This window comes from Marinobacter salexigens (assembly GCF_002806945.1).
Lineage (GTDB): Bacteria > Pseudomonadota > Gammaproteobacteria > Pseudomonadales > Oleiphilaceae > Marinobacter > Marinobacter salexigens.
Map to the genome: position 1 here is coordinate 81,952 of NZ_NIHC01000007.1, position 20,661 is coordinate 102,612.

Consider the following 20,661-nt stretch of genomic DNA (forward strand, 5'->3'; position numbering starts at 1 on the left):
AGGAGAAATCGCTACTTTGCAACTCTTTGGTATTGCATTGGTTTAAACCGTATGGGTTTCGATTCCAATAACTGGCATAAAAACTGCCTCGATTTAGTTGTCTATCTGAAGCATTTTTCAGCATAAAGGCATAACCTTAGCGGGCCTTTGCGATCCGTTGAGAACCTGTGAAGCTAAGTTATGACGAGGGAATATCATGTCTATATTCAAGCGCAGTGTTTTCGAGGCCAATTCTACCAAGCACAAACTTGGTCAAGTCCTGTTTGCAGTCAGTAGCATCCTCTTTGCTCCAAACATTTTTGCTGCCGGAAGCGGTACTGATTTTATTTCATTCCTGGGCACTTTGGAGAATACGAATATCAATCTGACAAGCCCCAGTGGCGTTGCTGTTTCGCGGAGCGGTGAATTTCGAGTTAACAGCAGCAGTTACGATGGGCTTGGAGGAATCGATTATTTAAATATGAGTAATAAAAGTGACTACCTGCAAAGCGGCAGCGTAGTTAATGTTGAAGTTATTCTGGCCGGGAGCGGTGACGATATACTCGATGTTTCGGGCACAAATACTGGGGTCACGCTTATTGGGTCGACAGGTAACGATGTGATTTTTGGTGGTGATTTTAACGATACGATTCGCGGCAACGACGATAACGACTTCCTGGATGGGGGGGAAGGCAATGACATAGTGGACGCTGGTTTCGGTGATGACACAGTTTTCGGGGGTGGGGGCGATGATCTTCTCATAAGCGGGCCAGGTACCAATATCCTGACGGGGGGCGCGGGTAGGGACGCCTTTACTGGCACCTCTTATGGCACATCGAGCATAATGAGCATCATTACCGATTTCTCAAGTGATGACTTTTATGATTTGAGTTTCATGAGCGAGTTAGGTTGCACTTCTGGCTGCGGCACTCTTGATGATTGGTCAAACTGGTTGCGTACCGACATAGTTGGTGATGACACCATCTTGTCGCTTGATGCCCTTGGCTCCGGCGGGAGTTTTACACCAATAGCCTCTTTTGAGAACTATACATCGGGTTTTGTAGATCTCTCTTACTTTTCGGTAGATTTTGGAGACAGCCTGTATGAGTCTTTTTGGGGGTTAGGGGGTGTTGAAGCGCAGTCAGTCCCTGTTCCAGAGCCCTCAACGCCCGCTCTTTTGGTGCTTGGCATGATCAGTTTGTGGGGTATGCGCCGCAAACAGCTTTGTTGACTGTCGTTATTAAAATTATGCGGTAATACTGTATCTTACGGGTCGCCCTAGAGGTGTCAGTGCTCACAGCGCTGAGTATGGTTGGGGTAGCCCTAAATCAGATACATTGCCAGCGCGCTCAAGAAGCCAAGTAATAGTGATGGCTTCCTCATTAAAGTGAATGAGCCCTCTGCAATGTGCAATGGCTCGCAACTTATCCGCCTTTCTCCTGAACAATGGCTTACAGTGCGTTTTCGACATTGCTCAGGTGCCGGCCTGCGCTCGCAGTCGTCGTCTTGAACTTCAAGGAGATGGGATATCTATTGGCGCCTTTCTAACCTCTACTTCTGGTTTTTCGCCCTCCTGGGCGGGCTTTTGCCTTATTGGTCTTTGTACCTTCAGGATCAGGGGTTTTCTTATCTTCAAATTGCCACGTTGATGGCAACCATTCAGCTTACAAAAATCGTGGCACCAAGCCTTTGGGGGCATCTGGGGGATAAGGCGGGCCAGAGGGTTCGGCTTGTTCGCCTGGGTGCGATTACCGGCTCGTTGTTTTTTGCCGGGGTGTTTCTGGAACCCGGTTTTTACGGGCTGCTTCTGGTGATGCTGGCGTTCACCTTTTTCTGGAACGCGATTCTTCCGTTGTATGAGGTGATTACGCTTAGATCACTGGGGGATCGTCGGGATAGATACGGCAGGGTGCGACTCTGGGGTTCGGTTGGGTTTATTGGTGCAGTTGCCGGCGTTGGGCTGATTCTGGAGTGGGTGTCGATTCAGTGGTTGCCCTGGCTGCTTGTGCCGGTATTTCTGGGCATTGTGGTGTCGGTTTTTCTTTTGCCGGCAGAGCGAGGGGAGCGGAAGCCGCCTGCACCAAAGGGCAGTCTGCGGGCGATTGTAACGCACCCGGCTGTGGTCGCGTTTTTTCTTATGAATTTTCTGCTGCAGGTGTCCCATGGCGCCTACTACACGTTTTTCAGTATTCATCTGGAGCAGCACGGGTACGGTAATCTTGCGATTGGCCTGCTTTGGTCCCTGGGGGTGATTTCGGAAATTGCGCTGTTTGTGGTGATGCACCGATTATCCCGACTCTTCACAGTACGGCAGATTGTGATCGGCTCTCTGCTGCTTACCATGCTTCGCTGGGTGTTGATTGCCGAGCTGACGGATGTACTGCCAGTGTTGCTGTTCGCCCAGCTTTTGCACGCGGCCTCTTATGCCGCGCTCCATGCGGTTTCTGTGCAATATGTGCAGGGTTTTTTTGGTAAGCATCATCATGGCCAGGGGCAGGCGCTCTATAGTGGGCTGACGTTCGGGGCAGGTGGCGCACTGGGAGCCTGGCTATCAGGTTTTCTGGTAGAAGGATTCAGTACGTCCGTAGCTTTTTGGGGAGGTGCTGTCGCTATGGCAATTGCCATCGTTATAACGGTGCGGGGGCTGAAGGCTCCGCCGGAGCCTCATTCCGGGTGATCCTCTTCCTGTTGAACAATGCAGAGCAACGCCTTTGCGGCGTTACCTGGTTGCCTGTCGGTCAGGCCTATACCTCCCAAAACCCGTGTCACCGGCTGCTTTACCCCAAGCACTTTCAGGCTTTCGTCAACCATGCGCAGTGGTAGTACGCTCCAGCCCAAGCCAACGCTGGTCATCATTTTCAGGGTTTCCAGGTAGTTGGTGGGCATTAGTGGGTGCAGGGGGAGGTTTTTTTCCAGAAACAAACGGCTCACGGTGCGATAGGTGGAGGTAGAGGTGTCGGGGAGCAGGGCTGGGTGCTGTGCCAGATCGGCGAGCGTTGGCTTTTTGAGTGTTGCCAATGGGTGGTCGGCCCCCGCAACAAAAGCCATGGGGTCGGGCCATTGGGCAAAAACCCTGAAGTTCGGAAGCATGCTGTCGCTGAGGGTGACGAATGCCAACTCGGCGTTGCGTTTACGCATTTGTTCGTATGCCGCATCGGATTCCATAAACTGCAGGTTTATGGTTACCTGCGGATATTCGCGCTTGAATCGTCGTAGCCATTTTGGCAGGTGGTGGAGGCCGATGTGATGGCTGGCAATAATCTGCAGTTCACCCTCTAGCGAGCCTGAGTCGGGCGATAAGGAAATGCGCGCATTGTGAATCTCATCGAGGATTTTGCGCGCATGGGGAAGAAGTCGGCTTCCGGAGTCGGTCAGGCGGATTTGCCGGTGGCTGCGGTCGATCAGGGTGGTGTCGAGTTGATTTTCCAATGCCGCGAGGCGTTTGCTGATCGCCGGCTGGGTGAGGTGCAATTGTTCAGCAGCTTCTGAAAAGGAGCCTTGATCGACGATGGTCAGGAAGGCTTTGAGTGCGTTTGAGTCCACGGTTTGTGTTCCTGCAGTGCTTTGTCTGAAAGGCTATATCATAACCGATAGGAATGCGAAGGATGAAAAACATGAATTGCGGTTATCTGAGGCTGGGCGGTATGATGGGTCCATATTGCAAGTGTCTTTTAATAGACAGCATTAATCACTGTACCTCCAGAGAGTGAGAGAGAATCATGGCGGGCAAGACGTTATACGACAAGTTGTGGGACGACCATTTGGTCAAGCAGCGGGAAGATGGTTCTGCGCTGATTTACATTGATCGCCAGTTATTGCACGAGGTGACATCACCTCAGGCCTTTGAAGGGCTGCGCTTGGCCAATCGCAAGCCTTGGCGCATCGACGCCAACCTTGCAACGCCAGATCACAACGTACCGACTACGGATCGCGCGAAAGGGATTGAGGGTATTGTTGATCCGGTTTCCCGTATTCAGGTGGAAACCCTGGGCAAGAACTGCGATGAGTTCGGTATTCTTGAATTCAAGATCATGGATCAGCGTCAGGGCATTGTGCATGTCATCGGGCCTGAACAAGGCGCTACCTTGCCGGGCATGACCATCGTATGCGGCGACTCTCACACCTCTACCCATGGTGCCTTCGGTTGCCTTGCTCACGGTATAGGCACATCTGAAGTTGAGCACGTGCTGGCTACCCAGTGCCTGGTTCAGCAGAAGATGAAGAACATGCTGGTGAAGGTAAACGGCAAGCTTGGCACAGGCGTTACAGCCAAGGATGTGGTGCTGGCGATCATTGGTAAAATCGGTACGGCTGGCGGCACTGGTCACGCCATCGAGTTTGGTGGTGAAGTACTCCAGAATATGAGTATGGAAGGCCGTATGACCGTCTGCAACATGGCCATTGAAGCCGGTGCCAGGGTGGGCATGGTGGCTGTTGATGGCACCACCATCGACTATGTGAAAGGTCGTCCTTTTTCGCCGACCGGTGAGAATTGGGATGCTGCGGTAAAATACTGGCGCACGCTGCACAGTGATCTGGATGCGGAGTTCGACAAGGTTGTGGAGCTGGACGGCTCAGAGATTATGCCGCAAGTGAGCTGGGGAACCTCGCCGGAAATGGTGGCAGACGTTACGGGTAATGTGCCGGATCCTGCCCAGGAAGAAGACCCTATCAAGCGCGAAGGTATTGAACGTGCGTTGAAATATATGGGGTTGCAGCCAAATCAGGCGATTACCGATATCAAGCTTGACCGGGTGTTTATTGGCTCCTGCACCAACAGCCGTATTGAGGACTTGCGCGAAGCTGCCGCGGTGGTGAAAGGCCGCAAGGTAGCGGATAGCCTCATGCAGGCGATGGTTGTGCCGGGCTCCGGTTTGGTAAAGGCCCAGGCCGAAGAGGAAGGCCTGGATCGCATTTTCCTGGATGCGGGCCTGGAGTGGCGCGACCCGGGTTGCTCCATGTGTCTGGCTATGAACGCAGACAAGCTGGGGCAGGGCGAGCATTGTGCCTCAACATCCAACCGTAACTTTGAAGGCCGACAGGGATTTGGCGGGCGTACTCATTTGGTGAGCCCCGCGATGGCAGCCGCTGCCGCAATCGCCGGTCATTTCGTTGATGTTCGCGAATTACTGAACTGAGCCACAGGAGAGAACTGAACCATGCGCGCATTTACGCAACACCAGGGCCTTGTGGCCCCCATGGACCGTTCCAATGTGGATACGGACATGATTATTCCCAAGCAGTTTCTGAAATCCATCAAGCGCACGGGCTTCGGCCCGAACCTGTTTGACGAGCTGCGCTATCTGGATGAAGGCAAGCCGGATCAGGACAGTTCCCAGCGCCCGCTGAACCCGGATTTTGTGCTCAACCAGCCCCGTTATCAGGGAGCCAGTGTATTGTTGGCTCGCAGCAACTTCGGTTGCGGCTCCAGCCGTGAGCACGCTCCCTGGGCCCTTGATGATTACGGTTTTCGGGTTATTATCGCTCCGAGTTTTGCGGATATTTTCTACAACAACTGCTTTAAGAATGGCTTGTTACCGATTGTTCTTGAAGAGAAAATTGTGGATCAGTTGTTTGATGAGGCGGAGGCTTCTGTAGGCTATCAGCTAACGGTGGATCTGGAAGCAAAAACCGTGACCACGCCGGCTGGCGAATCCTTCAGCTTTGATGTGGATGATTTCCGTCGCCACTGCCTGTTGAACGGCCTCGACGATATCGGCGTGACTCTGGAAGACGCAGAGTTGATCAAGTCCTATGAAGATCAGCGTCGTAAAACAGCCCCATGGTTGTTTGGTGCCGGTCAGTAAGCTTGCACTCAGATGTGTTGCGGAACATCTGTAACCTGACAGTGCCCGGTTGTGTGATTCGCCACCGGGCGATTTTTAATCCTTCGGGTCACGGGCCCGGTTTAACAAGATTTGGAAACTCCTCATGTCCAGAAACGTACTTCTTCTGCCGGGTGACGGCATCGGGCCGGAAATTGTTACCGAAGCCGAGAAAATTCTTCGCGCCGTTAATGAAAAATTCAATCTAAAGATCACGCTGGACTCCGCACTTGTTGGAGGTGCTGCTCTGGACGAAGAAGACAATCCGTTACCGGATGCGACGTTGGAGAAAGCACGTAAAGCCGACGCTATCTTGTTGGGCGCAGTCGGCGGCCCCAAGTGGGATGCACTTCCGATGGCAAAGCGGCCGGAAAAAGGCTTGCTTGGCTTGCGTTCCAATCTGAAACTCTTCGCCAACCTGCGCCCGGCTATTCTTTACCCGCAGCTGGCATCTGCCTCTTCGCTCAAACCCGAGGTGGTTTCGGGCCTGGACATCATGATTGTGCGTGAGCTTACCGGGGGTATCTACTTCGGTCAGCCGCGGGGTGTGCGTCAGCTGGAAAGCGGCGAGCGCCAGGGCTACAACACTTATGCTTACACAGAGACGGAGATTCGTCGCATTGGCCGGGTTGCGTTTGAAGCTGCCCAGCAACGTGGTAAGAAACTATGCTCCGTGGATAAGGCCAACGTGCTTGAAGTGACAGTGCTGTGGCGTGAAATCATGAATGAATTGCAGAGTGAATATCCTGATGTTGAGTTGTCTCACATGTACGTGGATAACGCGGCAATGCAGCTGGTTCGTGCGCCCAAGCAGTTCGACGTGATTGTGACTGGCAATATGTTTGGTGATATTCTGTCAGATGAAGCAGCCATGCTTACTGGTTCCATTGGCATGTTACCATCGGCGTCGCTGAACTCGGAAAAGCAGGGCATGTACGAGCCTTGCCATGGTTCCGCGCCAGATATTGCCGGAAAAGGCATTGCTAATCCGTTGGCTACGATCATCAGCGCGGCGATGATGCTGCGCTACAGCCTTGATGAAGAAGAGGCCGCGGCATGTATTGAAGCCGCTGTGAACAAGGTTCTGGATCAGGGTTTGCGCACTGCAGACATCATGGCGGAAGGCGGCACCCGGGTTTCTACCTGTGAAATGGGTGACGCGGTACTGGCTGCACTGTAAATTACGATAGTCCCCCCGACAGCAACGCGATGCAGTTGCTGCGGGATCATTCATCCTGTCCCCGCCGGCGATATAGGCTGAGGGTGGGCATAAAATGAGGTTCAAAGGTCGCACATGAAGCGAGTTGGACTTGTAGGTTGGCGCGGTATGGTGGGCTCAGTCCTCATGCAGCGCATGCGTGAAGAAAACGATTTCGCCGATATTGAACCGGTGTTTTTCACTACGTCCCAGGCTGGTCAAGCAGCACCGGATGTGGGCAAGGAAGGCGTGCCTCCCTTGCAGGACGCATTCGATATCGAAACCCTCAAAACTCTGGATGTGGTGCTGACCTGTCAGGGTGGTGATTACACCAATGCGGTCTACCAGAAACTGCGTGATGCAGGGTGGCAAGGCTATTGGATAGACGCGGCATCTGCACTGCGAATGGCCGATCATTCCGTTATTGTTCTGGATCCGGTAAACCGAAACGTGATCGATGCAGCGCTCGAGAGCGGCGTTAAAGATTATGTAGGTGGTAACTGTACCGTCAGCTTGATGATGCTCGCCCTGGGTGGCTTGCTGGAGCAAGACCTGGTTGAGTGGGTTTCCCCTATGACCTACCAGGCGGCTTCCGGTTCCGGCGCACAAAATATGCGGGAGTTGCTCAGCCAGATGGGTGAGCTGAACCGCAGTGTGGGGGAAGAGCTTGCAAGCCCGTCTTCAGCTATTCTGGAGATTGATCGCAAGATCACGGATACCATGCGCTCAGAGGCGTTTCCGACAGAGCATTTTCAAGTGCCCCTTGCCGGCAGCCTTATACCGTTTATCGACACACAACTTGATAACGGGATGAGCAAGGAAGAATGGAAGGCCGGAGTAGAGACCAACAAGATTCTTGGTCGCTCCGATAATCCGATTCCGATTGATGGTATCTGCGTGCGAATTGGTGCGATGCGCTCTCACAGCCAGGCGTTGACTATCAAGCTTAAGAAGGACCTGCCAGTAGCGGAAATTGAATCAATTCTGGCTAAGTCCAATGATTGGGTGAAGGTAATTCCCAATGACCGCGATGCAACGATTGAGGAGCTGACACCTGCGAAGGTAACCGGCACTCTGAGTATACCGATCGGGCGCATCCGGAAGCTGGCCATGGGGCCGGAGTATATTTCTGCGTTTACTGTAGGTGATCAACTGCTTTGGGGCGCTGCTGAGCCCTTGCGCCGCATGTTGCGAATCTTGCAAGAGCGTTAAGAAATGTTACACAGGGGCAATAAATGCCAACTGTGTCCGGTTTCAGGAAGCCGGTTAGGGGGCGGAGGCTGATTTCAGGCTCCGCCCCTGTTATTTTCAGGAGTACTAGGGAGTTCCGTGCAACTGATAAATAAATGGTGCAAGGATTGCAGCTGATTGATTGATAAAAGAGGCTTTATCAACAATACTTGCCGGACAAATAGTTTTAAACTCGACATATAAATCCAGAATTATCCAGACGGAAGTCACCCTACCTCGTTCGATTCTGTTTATAAAAAACAGTTGCGGATAACGGAGACTGGAAAGGAAAAAGCATGAAGGTACGCAAGCTTGCGGTTGCACTGGCTTTGGCGGGAGGGCTCGGGTCCGGCGTCGCTCAAGCCTTGGGGCTGGGTGAAATTGAACTACAGTCCTATCTGAATGAGCCAATGGATGCGGAAATCGTTCTGCCACAAAGCCGGGGCGTTGATCCTGGTGATGTGTTTGTGAACATAGCTCCGGAAAGGGCTTATCAGAGGCTTGGCCTGCAGCGGGGCCAGTTTGTTGGCAAGCTCCGTTTTAATGTAGAAACAGCCCCCGATGGCAGCCTGGTGGTTAATGTGTCGTCCCGGGAGCCGCTGCGAGAGCCGTACCTCAACTTTCTGATTGAATTGACCTGGCCAAATGGCCGGCTCATGCGTGAATACGCAGTGCTGGTAGACCCTCCGGTATTTGCTGAAGATTCCGGTATCACGGAACAGGTGCGTGCACCCTCCGTGCAGGCCCGACAAACTGCGCCTGCTCGCAGTGCCGAATCGGCACGCCGTCAAGCCAGGGTTGAGCAGTCCCGAAGCAGTGGTTACAGTGCGGACACTTTCGGGCCTACAGGCCCCGCAGATACCCTTTGGACCATCGCATCAGCTGTTCGCCCGGATAATAGCTTGTCTATGCAGCAGGTAATGTTGGCACTACAGGACCTGAACCCGGATGCGTTTATCAGCAACAACATCAACCGGCTCAAGCGGGGCGAGGTACTGCGCGTACCGACTGCAGAACAAATTCGTACTCGCACTCGTGCTGAGGCAACCCGTGCAGTAGCCCAGCAGAATCAGGAATTCCAGCAGCCAAAACGAACACTGGATACCACTCCGGCCCAGCAGCCAGTGATGGCGGGTGCTGGTGAAGCCGCAGCTGGTGGGGACGAGCTCAGGCTCCTTGTGGCCGAGGATGAGGGTGGTCGCACTGTTGGTGAGGGTGGCTCCGCTGGTGGTGATGGGCAGGTTGTGGGCGGAGTGGATGCTGGCTCAGCCGTGGCGATGGAGGAGCTTGAAAGCGCTCGCCGCGAGAACGATGAGCTCAGTACTCGCGTTGATGATCTTCAGGATCAGGTGCAAACCCTGCAGCGCTTGCTTGAGCTAAAGAATACCCAGCTCGCCGAAATGCAACAAGCCACAACAGCAGGTGGTGCGGAGACAGGTGCTGAACCTGTAATGGTGGACGGCGCTGACTCAGCAGTTGCTGACGGGGACTCAACAGCACCGGGAATGGAAGTAGCAGTTGCTGACGCGGCTGAACCAGGAGTTGAAACTGGTGATGAAGAGATCGCCGGCTCTGAAGGCGCAGCAGACGAAGCTGGAGCTGAATCGCTCACTCCAGGAGATTCTGATCCTGCAGAGATGCTTGAAGCTGGTGATGGCGCAGAAGTCGATGAGCTTGCTTCAGATTCCCTGCCGGCTGATGAAGTAGCAGATAGCCAGTTGGCCCCGGTTGCGGGCGCTGGGCAGGAGCAAACAGCAAAAGCAGAAGAGCAAGAAGCCAAGCCTCAGCCAAAACCCCAGCCGAGCGCCGATAAAGGTTTCCCGGGCAATGTGATTGATGCAATCACCGGCAACACCATGTATCAGATTGCCTTGGGTGGCGGCCTGATTCTCCTGTTGTTGATTCTTCTGCTTCTTGCGCGGCGCAGTGCCAGCCGCGAGAAGGCATTTTACGAAGAGTTCAACAATGATCCCGAGACGTCTGACGACACTTTTGCTTTGACTCTCGACGATGAGGAAGTTACGCACAGTGAGGGCGAGGTTTCCAGCGACGCTCTTGAAGAGGCCGATACCTATGTAGCTTACGGTCGCTATGATCAGGCAGCGCAGGTTCTGGAAACTGCTATTTCGAGCGAGCCAAGCCGCACAGATCTTCGCTTGAAGCTTCTGAGTGTGTACGCCGACAACAGGGATCGTGCAGCTTTTGAAAAGCAATTTGGCGAAATCAGGACGTTGGGTGATGAAGAGGCTATCGCAGAGGCGAACGAGCTAAATGCTCGCCTTGAGGAAGCGGAGTCCATGCCGAGCATTGATGATCTTGAATCCCAGCTTCGCTCTGACACGTTCGGCGAAGATCTCGACATGGCAACTGGAATTGCCGATTCAGAGTCGGATAAAGGGTCTGAAACGTCTTTGTCTGATGAACTTCTGGCTGACCAGTATGATGCAGGCCGCGAGGAGCAGGTTGAGAACGAATTCGGCGATTTCGACTCGGATTTGGCCGACTTTGATCTAGACACCCTGGAAGATGCCACAAGTTCTGATGGTGAGGGCGAAAAGGAGAAGAATCTCGCCGACGATTTGATCGAATACGACCTGTCGGGGCTTGAGCTACCAGATACAGAAGACAAAACAGATGATTTGACCGAAGAAGACACAGGTGCGCTTGAGGCTGAAAATGACTTTTCATCCCTCGAGATAGATCTTGATGACTCTTTCGATGATCTCCTTGATGAAAGCGGAGAGCTTGCTAGCCTGGGTTCGGATGACCAGCTTGAATCTGGCCCTGAGGGTGAGGCTGACACTGAGCTAGGGGCGGATCTCTCGGATCTCGACTCCTTGGACGAAAGCTTCCTGGATGAGCTTGACGCTGAGCTGGATAAGGTTGCCTCTGAAACCGAAGAACTTGTTGACGATGTTGATCTGGAAGAGTCCACTTTGAATGATCTTGAGCTGGACGTGTCCGATGAAGATCTTGCCCTGATGGAAGAGTTCTCGGAGTCACTGGATTCAACCGGCGACAGTCTGGAGGATGATGAAGCTTCGTTGGAAGACGAGTTGTCACTGGATGATGAGCTCAGTCTTGAGGACGCGATTACATCAGAGCCTGAGGAGTCTGTTCTCGAGGAGGAGCTGCCAATTGCTTCCGAAGAAGTCGCCGATGAGGTTGCAAAACCATCAGTTGACGAGATCGGCGAAGACGATCTTGGTGACGACGATGACTTTGATTTCCTGGCTGGAACCGACGAAGCTGCTACCAAGCTGGATTTGGCTCGAGCCTACATCGAGATGGGCGACAGCGATGGCGCCCGCGACATTCTCGAAGAAGTCTCCCTTGAGGGGGATGACGTGCAGAAAGGCGAAGCACAGGATCTGCTTAAAAAACTGTCCTGATTCGTTATAATCGGGATTACCAAGGCAGTAAGCGCCGGCCGTCGGGAGTTCTCCCGGCACTCAGCCGGCGCTTTCTTTTTACGTCAACATACTTTTCGGGTTCACACTTGTTTCTCTACCCACAGGAGCTCACAACGGACAATGCCATTGGTGGCGGGCGGGTCGCTTTGGCTTTCGAGTACGACGGCCGCAGTTTTCATGGTTGGCAGTTACAGAAATCCGGAGTTCGCTCGGTGGAAGCAGAGCTTACGAAAGCCGTGGCAAAAGTGGCCGATCATCCCGTAAACCTGGTGTGTGCCGGTCGTACCGATACCGGGGTGCACGCAAGTTATCAGATAGCGCACTTTGAAACGCCGGCTGTTCGCAACCTCCGGTCTTGGGTTATGGGTATCAATACTGCGCTACCATTCGATATAGCTGTGCATTGGGCCGGGAGCGCCCAAGAGAGCTTTCATGCGCGGTTCTCTGCCGTTTACAGGCGGTATCGCTACATTATCTACAACAGCCCTGTGCGCCCTGGTATCCAGCAGGGGCAGGTGAGCTGGATGTTCCGGGAGTTGGATGCGGAGCGTATGCATGCTGCGGCTCAAGCGCTCGTGGGAGAGCACGATTTCACCTCCTTTCGTGCTGCCGGCTGTCAATCCCGAACACCTGTGCGATTTCTTGAACAAATCAGAGTAACCCGTATTGCCAATTACGTCGTAATTGATGTGCAGGCCAATGCTTTTTTGCACCACATGGTTCGGAATATCGCCGGAGCACTCATGGCTGTTGGCTCCGGGCAGCAGCCAGCTTCGTGGATTCGTGACATACTGGCCGCAAAGGATCGCAAGTTGGCAGGGGTAACCGCACCGCCCCATGGCTTGTATCTGGTCGATGTTGGCTACCCTGGTGGTATGGGAATACCTGAGGCGGAATGCGGCCCGGGCTTTGTCAGGCCCTGGTTTACCCGAGCCGAAAATAGCCCGGTCAGCCCAACGCACATCCATATAAAACAGAAACCGGTAGAGCAAGCATGAATACACGAGTCAAAATTTGTGGGTTGACCCGTGTTGAGGATGTGAAAGCAGCCGTAGCCAGTGGCGCAGATGCGATAGGGTTTGTGTTTTACGAGCCCAGCCCCCGTGCCGTTACCCTGGCGCAGGCTGAAACCCTCGCTCGCCACATACCTGCATTTGTTTCCCTGGTTGGTTTGTTTGTAAATCCTTCGAAAGCGCAGGTGCAAGAAACACTGAAGAGAATTCCACTGGATTTGCTTCAGTTTCATGGCGATGAAAGCCCTGTTTTTTGCCATCAGTTCGGTCGGCGCTGGATCAAGGCGATCCGGGTTCAGCGTGCAGGGCAAATCGAGCAGGCATTCCGCGATTATGATCTCGCTTCAGGCCTGTTGGTTGATGCCTGGGATCCCGAGCGCTACGGCGGCACCGGGCACTCGTTCAACTGGGATTTGATCCCCTCTGATCGCTCCTTGCCCCTCATATTGGCCGGTGGGTTGTCATCTGATAACGTATTCGGCGCTATAGAAAAGGTGAGACCCTGGGCCGTGGATGTCAGCGGGGGTGTTGAAAAGAGTAAAGGCATCAAAGATATAGAAAAGATATCTGAGTTTATCAAAGAGGCTCACCGGTTTTGATAGAGAGGCTCACCGGTTTTTATAAAGAGGCTCACCGATTTTTATAAAGAGACTCACCGAGTCTAAAAGAGAGGTTCACCGTGTCTGTAAAACTGACTGAAGAAATGCTGGCAGCCTTGCCGGATGCGCGGGGGCATTTTGGCGCCTTTGGCGGACGATTCGTTTCCGAGACGCTGATGGATTCCCTGATGACGCTTGAGCAGGAATATATGCGACTCAAGAAGGACCCTGAGTTTCAGGCCGCGTTTGATAAAGATCTCGCCGACTATGTTGGTCGCCCCAGCCCTCTGTATTTTGCTGAGCGACTGACCCGGGAAACCGGGGGGGCGCAAATCTGGCTTAAACGGGAAGACCTTAATCACACGGGTGCGCACAAGGTTAACAACACCATTGGACAGGCGTTGCTCGCAAGTTTTCTTGGTAAGACGCGGATCATTGCTGAAACCGGTGCAGGGCAGCATGGCGTTGCAACAGCTACTGTGTGCGCGCGTCTTGGTCTGGAATGCCACGTTTTCATGGGTGCCGATGATGTGCAGCGGCAGTCGCTGAATGTGTATCGCATGAAGCTTCTCGGTGCTCAGGTGCACTCTGTTGAAAGTGGTAGCCGTACGTTGAAAGACGCAATGAACGACGCCATGCGTGATTGGGTAACCAATGTTGATGACACCTTCTACATCATTGGCACAGTAGCGGGCCCTCATCCCTACCCATTACTGGTGCGCGATTTTCAGTCGGTTATCGGTCGGGAGACTCGTAGGCAATCCCTTGAAAAAACCGGCAAATTGCCGGATGCGCTTGTTGCCTGTGTTGGCGGTGGTTCCAACGCTATTGGCATGTTCTACCCATTCCTCACCGATGAATCTGTACAGCTTTACGGCGTTGAGGCGGGTGGCCATGGTATTGACACCGGGGAGCATGCAGCGCCTCTGTGTGCGGGCCGGCCGGGCGTGCTTCACGGCAACCGTACCTACCTGATGGAAGATGATAATGGCCAGATAGCCAGCACACATTCCGTCAGTGCAGGGTTGGATTACCCGGGGGTAGGGCCAGAGCACAGCTGGTTGAAGGATATTGGCCGTGGCAACTATGTATCGGTCACCGATGATGAGGCTCTAGAAGCATTTCGCATGCTGACTCTGGTTGAGGGCATTATGCCGGCACTGGAATCTGCACACGCGGTAGCCTATGCGGTCAAGCTTGCAGCCAAGATGGACAAAGACCAGATGGTTGTCATCAACATATCCGGCCGCGGCGACAAAGACATACACACCGTTGCGCAGTTGGATGGCATCGAACTGTAAATAACGGTCTGATTAATTGAATCGACAGGAGCAGGCATGAGCCGAATTGAAGGGGTTCTTCAAACCCTCAAAGGACAGGGCCGCAAGGCACTTATTCCCTTTATTACCGCCGGTGACCCTCACCCGGATGAAACTGTGGGTTTGATGCACACCATGGTGGATGCCGGTGTCGATATCATCGAGTTGGGTGTGCCTTTTTCCGACCCGATGGCAGACGGCCCGGTGATTCAGTTGGCCTGTGAAAGGGCGCTCAAGCAGGGTACCTCCTTGCGTCGCGTCCTCGCGATGGTGAGTGAGTTCCGCAAAACCAATGACACCACCCCGGTGGTTTTAATGGGCTATCTCAACCCAATTGAAGCCATGGGTTACGAAGCCTTCGCAGACGCAGCTGTAAATGCAGGTGTGGATGGCATTCTTACAGTGGATCTGCCACCGGAAGAGGCTGACGATATAGCCCCGCTGTTTTCCCATAGGGGGCTTGATCCGATCTTTTTGCTGGCGCCAACCACCACTGATGAGAGAATACGGGCAATTGCCGGCCACTCTTCCGGATATGTGTACTATGTTTCATTTAAAGGCGTTACCGGAGCTGCCAAAATAAATGTGGATGAAGTTGCTGAAAAAGTGGCGCACATTCATGAATTGACGGCTCTGCCGGTTGGCGTGGGTTTTGGTATTCGAGATGCGGAAACCGCTGCTGCTGTGGGGCGGGTATCCGATGGTGTAATTGTGGGTAGCGTGCTGGTCGATACAATAGCCAGAAATCAGGCAGATATCGACGCGCTTAAACGGGCACTGACAGATCTGCTCAACCCGATGCGTGAAGCGCTGGACGGCCTGGCTTCCTGACCCCAAAGGCGGAAGGTGGGACAGACCGGAACAAAGGACAGGATAAAACCATGAGTAACTGGCTGGACAAGATAATGCCGGGCAAGATTCGCTCGGAATCCAATCGCAGAACAGGTGTTCCTGAAGGGCTTTGGAAAAAATGCCCCAAGTGTGGAGCCTTTCTCTACAAGCCGGAGCTTGAGAAAAACCTGGATGTTTGCCCCAAGTGCAACCATCACCTGAGAGTCGCGGCCCGCCGTCGTCTTGACATCTTTCTGGATGAAGAGGGTCGGGAGGAAATTGGTGCAAACCTTGAGCCCTGGGACAGACTGAAGTTCAAGGACACCAAGCGCTACAAAGATCGCCTGGTGCAGGCGCAGAAAGCCACAGGCGAGAAGGATGCGCTTGTCGCCATGAAAGGCAGGACGCTTGGCGTTCCTCTGGTAGCTTGCTCCTTCGAGTTTGGTTTCATGGGTGGTTCCATGGGGCAGGTTGTTGGCGAGAAGTTTGTACAAGCCGCCAATGTCGCACTTGCCGAACGCATACCACTGGTGTGCTTTTCAGCCAGCGGTGGCGCACGTATGCAAGAGGCCATTCTGTCGCTCATGCAGATGTCCAAAACAGCGGCCGTGCTCGAGCGCATGAAGCAGGAAGGAATTCCGTACATCTCGGTGATGACGGATCCCGTTTTCGGTGGTGTTTCTGCAAGTTTGGCTATGCTCGGTGACCTTAATATTGCTGAGCCCAACGCACTCATCGGGTTTGCTGGCCCGCGAGTCATTGAACAGACGGTTCGTGAAAAACTGCCTGAGGGTTTTCAGCGCAGTGAATTCCTGTTGGAGCATGGTGCGATTGATATGATTCTGCACCGCCACCAGATGCGTGAGCGTATTGCTCATGTGTTGGCCAAGTTCACCGGACAGGATCGTCCGGGTACAGATGAACCCATTGAATTCGAGATAACGGAAAAACCCGACGTTGATGTCCCAACTGAGTAAGTCAAAATCCCAGCCCCCAAAAGCACCGGGGGCTGGTGCTTCCCTGGAGCAATGGCTCTCCTGGCTTGAATCTATCCACCCCACTGAAATTGATCTCGGGCTTGACCGGGTACTTGTTGTGTTGCGCCGGTTATTCCGGAAGAAACCTGCAGCGCGGGTGATTGCGGTTGCGGGAACCAACGGCAAGGGCAGCACGGTAGCAACCCTGGAAGCACTTTTGCAGGCTTCGGGGCGCCGCACCGGCGCCTATACGTCTCCCCATCTCCAGAATTACAACGAGCGCATCCGGGTCGATGGCCAGGATGTTGACGATGCGTCTCTGGTTTCAGCTTTCGAGAAGGTGGAGGCTGCCCGAGGTTCAGTAACGTTGACTTATTTTGAATATGGCACCTTGGCAGCGTTCGTTATTCTTGCTGAGTCGGGAGTTCAGGACTGGATTCTCGAAGTTGGCCTGGGTGGCCGGCTTGATGCAGTCAATGTGATTGATCCGGATCTGGCCATAATTACCTCGGTAGATATCGACCATGTGGCATTTCTTGGTGATGATCGTGAGGTAATCGGGTTCGAGAAGGCAGGGATTCTTCGTTTGGGTATACCGGCTGTTGTTGCCGACATGGACCCGCCACGCTCAGTGATACAGCAGGCAAGCGCACAGAAAGTTGCTCTGGTAAGAGCGGGTCACGACTATAGTATTGAAGAAAACATCGATGGCGCGGGTGAAGTGACTGTCACCCTGCAGGCTCAAGGGCAGTCGATCAGGCTGCCGGCCGGGCCCTTGCCGGTGCAGAGTGTAGCGGCCGCTGTTATGGCCATGCGGACCCTTGAGCCTGAGGTTCCGGTTGTTGTGCTTGAGGCAGCTCTGGCCAATGTCACTGTCCCGGGCAGGTTTGAGCGCCTGGAGCGTGAGCCGGCGTTGTATGTTGATGTGGGCCACAACCCACACGCAGCCCGCTGGCTCTCCAAAAGATTGCAGGTTCTGAAGCGGTTAAATTGCAAGGTTCATGCGGTGTATGCTGCACTTGCAGATAAAGATGTTGAGGGTGTGGCCCGAGAGATGGCGCCCGCTGTGGATTACTGGCATCTTGCAGAGCTGGATGTGCCCCGGGGGCTGAATTCACAAGCATTAGCATTAAAGTTGGAACCCTGTGGCTTGCAGCAGGTACGCACGCACGATTCCGTGAGCAATGCGATCAAAGCAGCCAAGGCTGGAGCGACTACAAATGACGTTGTCATCGTTTTTGGCTCGTTTTTTACTGTTGCAGAGGCGAGATCGCTGCTCCTTTAAGCAAAAAACGCTCGCCTTAAACTTTGTCCATAGCGCCACCCAAGCTTTGAGTTATGGCAGGTGGGCAGTTAGTATGAATCAGTGAAAAAATGAGCGGGGAGCCTGAAAACGTGGATGGACTGAAGCAAAGAATCATTGGGGCGCTGGTTCTCATTTCGCTGGCTGTTATTTTTGTTCCCATGGTTTTTGATGAGCCCCACTCAGAACGCACTTCCACTTCAATCAACATTCCTGAGGAGCCGCCGTTCCCGGAAGTTGAAACGCCAGAAATGGACTTGGCGACTCCGCCCGCCTACCGGCAGAACACATCAACAAACACCGATTCAGCTAACCAGGGTTTCAGAATTCTGGAGGATGAAGACGAAGCGGCCAGAACACAGCCAATTGCGGATACTCGACCTCAGGCCCAGCCTGAGGTTGCAAAACCAGCGCCCAGTGAAAACACTGAGCAAAAGCCTGAAACACCAGCGGTTTCCCAGTCCCAGGCTTCAATGCCAGAGGCTCCAGAAGCCAGTACTGAACCGACAAATGCAGAGTTCACGCGTTCCCTGGAAGGAGCTTGGGTTGTGCAATTGGCAAGCTTTGGTAATGCTAGCAACGCGCGACGCCTTCGGGATAACGTCCGCAAAGAGGGGTATAACTCCCATCTTCAGGAAGTTGTCCGTGGCGAAGCGACCTTGACGCGAGTGTTCAGTGGACCTTTTGCTGAAAAGGCTGAAGCTGAAGCTGCCAAACGTGCCCTGGATGAAACCTTCAAGTTAAACAGTCTCGTCACCTCTGGTGGCAAATAGCTCTTTGATCAGCTTTATATCAATCAGGCGTTTTGGTGAGCCGGGGTTTCCTGATAGAATTCGCGCTTCCTTCTCTCCACCGGAATTTCCATGGACGCGCTGATCTGGATTGACTGGGTCATTATTGCCCTCATTACAGTTTCCACTCTCATCAGTCTCAAGCGGGGCTTCGTTAAAGAAGCGCTGTCTTTAGTGACGTGGGTGGGTGCGTTTATTATTGCCCGAACCTTCCATCCCCAGATGCAGGCGTTACTTGAAAGTACAGTGGAAACGCCGCTGGTACGGCTCATAGCCGCCTTTGCTATTCTTTTTTTCGGAACACTTATTGTTGGCGCTATTGTTAATAACATGATCGGGCACCTTGTGCGTGCCACCGGGCTATCTGCCACAGACCGGGTTCTCGGGATGGGATTTGGTCTTTTGCGTGGCATAGTTGTGGTTATTGTGGCGATTGCCTTTATCCGTTACACCCCCTTGGCTCAGGATACCTGGTGGAGGACGTCAGTGATGATTGACCGCCTTGGGGTGGTTGAAGACTGGTCCCGGCGCACCTTCGGCGACGAATTTGCGCGCTTCCTTACGCCAGAACCCCAGCAGGCCGTGGAACCCACGTCCGCATCTCGTTAACCTTCAGAAATAACACCCGGAGAAAACCTTATCCATGTGTGGCATTGTCGGCATCGTTAGCACTTCCAACGTCAATCAGGCGCTCTATGATGCGCTGACTGTACTTCAGCACCGGGGCCAGGATGCGGCGGGCATTGTTACCTTCCAGGATGAGCGTTTTTATCTGCGCAAAGACAACGGGTTGGTCCGTGACGTTTTTCATACCCGCCACATGCACCGTCTGGTAGGCAACGTTGGTATAGGCCACGTGCGTTATCCCACCGCAGGCAGCTCAAGCTCCGCTGAATCCCAGCCCTTCTACGTTAATAGTCCCTACGGAATTACCCTTGCCCACAACGGCAACCTGACCAACGCGGATGAACTGAGCCGCGACCTGTTCCGTACCGATTTGCGTCACATCAACACCAATTCGGATTCAGAAGTACTGCTGAACGTTTTTGCACATGAATTGCAAAAGCTGGGAAAATTTAACCCGACGAAAGACGAGATATTTTCCGCTGTGCGGGCAGTACACGAACGTTGCCGCGGGGCTTACGCAGTCATTGCCATGATTACGGGCCATGGCATCGTAGGTTTCCGTGACCCTCATGGCATTCGCCCGGTCTGTTACGGAGAAAGAACGGCAGAGGATGGCCGAAAGGAATACATGATTGCATCCGAGAGCGTTGCGCTCAGTGCGGCCGGTTACACTTTGGTCAGAGATATAGCTCCCGGAGAGGCTGTTTACATTGAAACTGACGGCACTCTTTACACGGAACAGTGCGCCATAAGCCCACGCTTGTTTCCCTGTATTTTCGAGCACGTTTATTTTGCGCGGCCGGACTCAATTATTGATGGTGTTTCGGTATATAAAGCCCGCTTGCGTATGGGCGAAACCCTCGCAGATAAAGTGCTAAGGGAACGCCCGGATCACGATATTGATGTTGTAATGCCCATTCCGGACACCAGTCGTACCTCGGCCATGCAAATGGCCCACAGGCTTGGGCTGAAATTCCGTGAAGGGTTTATCAAGAATCGCTACATCGGCCGCACGTTCATCATGCCCGGACAGACCATGCGCAAGAAGTCTGTGCGCCAAAAACTGAACCCCATTGATCTGGAGTTCAAGGGCAAAAACGTCATGCTGGTGGACGATTCCATCGTAAGAGGCACCACCTGCAAGGAAATCGTGCAGATGGCCAGAGATGCAGGCGCCAGAAATGTATATTTTGCCTCTGCTGCGCCCCCGGTTCGTTATCCCAACGTTTACGGCATCGATATGCCCTCAGCCGGCGAGCTGATTGCCCATGAACGGACAGTCGAAGAGATTCGTGCTCAAATTGGAGCGGACTGGCTGCTGTATCAGGATCTGGACGATCTGGTTACCTGCGTCAGCGATGTAAATGACAAGATTGAAGGCTGGGAAAGTTCAGTGTTCACCGGGGAGTACGTAACCGGCGATATTGATATGGCCTACCTGAACCGCCTTGATGAAGCCCGTAACGATATGAAGCGATCGGGTGGCACTGTTGCTGCCTCTGGCGACGGCGGCATCATAGACCTTCACAACGACGAAGACTGAATACCGAGCCTTA

General features: G+C 53.4%; 17 protein-coding genes. 16 read left to right on the top strand and 1 reads right to left on the bottom strand.

Annotation, left to right across the window (positions count from 1 at the left end; all coding sequences use genetic code 11):
* Positions 1-196 precede the first annotated feature (196 nt).
* Positions 197-1,210 carry a PEP-CTERM sorting domain-containing protein gene (locus CDH47_RS14135; protein WP_100640550.1) on the top strand — a complete coding sequence of 338 codons (1,014 nt, stop codon included), beginning with the start codon at positions 197-199 and terminating at the stop codon, positions 1,208-1,210.
* A 297-nt stretch (positions 1,211-1,507) separates the two neighbouring features.
* On the top strand, positions 1,508-2,656 hold the full coding sequence (locus tag CDH47_RS14140) for an MFS transporter (protein ID WP_100640551.1): 1,149 nt from the start codon (positions 1,508-1,510) through the stop codon (positions 2,654-2,656).
* On the opposite strand, the gene CDH47_RS14145 is transcribed toward CDH47_RS14140, so the two are convergent.
* Entirely contained in the window at positions 2,644-3,522 is an 879-nt protein-coding gene (locus tag CDH47_RS14145) for a LysR family transcriptional regulator (protein WP_100640552.1), read from the bottom strand. The genes CDH47_RS14140 and CDH47_RS14145 overlap by 13 nt on opposite strands.
* A gap of 176 nt (positions 3,523-3,698) precedes the next feature.
* Here CDH47_RS14145 and leuC point away from each other — a divergent pair, with 176 nt between their 5' ends.
* From leuC to purF, 14 genes are all read left to right on the top strand, one after another.
* A complete protein-coding gene (gene leuC, locus CDH47_RS14150; protein WP_100640553.1) occupies positions 3,699-5,117 on the top strand; it encodes a 3-isopropylmalate dehydratase large subunit in 1,419 nt (472 codons plus the stop codon).
* A 21-nt stretch (positions 5,118-5,138) separates the two neighbouring features.
* Positions 5,139-5,786 (top strand): 3-isopropylmalate dehydratase small subunit, encoded by a 648-nt coding sequence (gene leuD, locus CDH47_RS14155; RefSeq protein ID WP_100640554.1) that lies wholly within the window; start codon positions 5,139-5,141, stop codon positions 5,784-5,786.
* Positions 5,787-5,910: 124 nt separating this feature from the next.
* Positions 5,911-6,984, top strand: coding sequence for a 3-isopropylmalate dehydrogenase (leuB, locus tag CDH47_RS14160; RefSeq protein ID WP_100640555.1), 1,074 nt, complete (start codon positions 5,911-5,913; stop codon positions 6,982-6,984).
* A 114-nt stretch (positions 6,985-7,098) separates the two neighbouring features.
* Positions 7,099-8,214, top strand: a complete 1,116-nt coding sequence (asd, locus tag CDH47_RS14165) for an aspartate-semialdehyde dehydrogenase (RefSeq protein ID WP_100640556.1) — start codon at positions 7,099-7,101, stop codon at positions 8,212-8,214.
* A gap of 314 nt (positions 8,215-8,528) precedes the next feature.
* Positions 8,529-11,624 carry a FimV/HubP family polar landmark protein gene (locus CDH47_RS14170; RefSeq protein WP_100640557.1) on the top strand — a complete coding sequence of 1,032 codons (3,096 nt, stop codon included), beginning with the start codon at positions 8,529-8,531 and terminating at the stop codon, positions 11,622-11,624.
* Positions 11,625-11,731: 107 nt separating this feature from the next.
* Positions 11,732-12,643 carry a tRNA pseudouridine(38-40) synthase TruA gene (gene truA / locus CDH47_RS14175; RefSeq protein ID WP_100640558.1) on the top strand — a complete coding sequence of 304 codons (912 nt, stop codon included), beginning with the start codon at positions 11,732-11,734 and terminating at the stop codon, positions 12,641-12,643.
* The gene (locus CDH47_RS14180; RefSeq protein ID WP_100640559.1) at positions 12,640-13,257 is read left to right on the top strand and encodes a phosphoribosylanthranilate isomerase; all 618 of its coding nucleotides are present in this window, start codon (positions 12,640-12,642) and stop codon (positions 13,255-13,257) included. The genes truA and CDH47_RS14180 overlap by 4 nt, the downstream gene beginning before the upstream one ends.
* Positions 13,258-13,349: 92 nt before the next feature.
* Positions 13,350-14,558, top strand: a complete 1,209-nt coding sequence (gene trpB, locus CDH47_RS14185; protein ID WP_420843688.1) for a tryptophan synthase subunit beta — start codon at positions 13,350-13,352, stop codon at positions 14,556-14,558.
* A 36-nt stretch (positions 14,559-14,594) separates the two neighbouring features.
* Entirely contained in the window at positions 14,595-15,407 is an 813-nt protein-coding gene (trpA, locus tag CDH47_RS14190; protein WP_100640561.1) for a tryptophan synthase subunit alpha, read from the top strand.
* Positions 15,408-15,457: 50 nt separating this feature from the next.
* On the top strand, positions 15,458-16,384 hold the full coding sequence (gene accD / locus CDH47_RS14195) for an acetyl-CoA carboxylase, carboxyltransferase subunit beta (protein ID WP_100640562.1): 927 nt from the start codon (positions 15,458-15,460) through the stop codon (positions 16,382-16,384).
* Positions 16,368-17,669, top strand: coding sequence for a bifunctional tetrahydrofolate synthase/dihydrofolate synthase (gene folC, locus CDH47_RS14200; protein WP_100640563.1), 1,302 nt, complete (start codon positions 16,368-16,370; stop codon positions 17,667-17,669). Before accD ends, folC begins: the two co-directional genes overlap by 17 nt.
* 110 nt (positions 17,670-17,779) lie before the next feature.
* Positions 17,780-18,460, top strand: coding sequence for an SPOR domain-containing protein (locus CDH47_RS14205; RefSeq protein ID WP_100640731.1), 681 nt, complete (start codon positions 17,780-17,782; stop codon positions 18,458-18,460).
* Positions 18,461-18,550: 90 nt separating this feature from the next.
* Entirely contained in the window at positions 18,551-19,087 is a 537-nt protein-coding gene (locus CDH47_RS14210; RefSeq protein WP_100640564.1) for a CvpA family protein, read from the top strand.
* A 34-nt stretch (positions 19,088-19,121) separates the two neighbouring features.
* Complete coding sequence (gene purF / locus CDH47_RS14215) at positions 19,122-20,648, top strand: amidophosphoribosyltransferase (protein WP_100640565.1); 1,527 nt, start codon at positions 19,122-19,124, stop codon at positions 20,646-20,648.
* Positions 20,649-20,661: the final 13 nt, after the last annotated feature.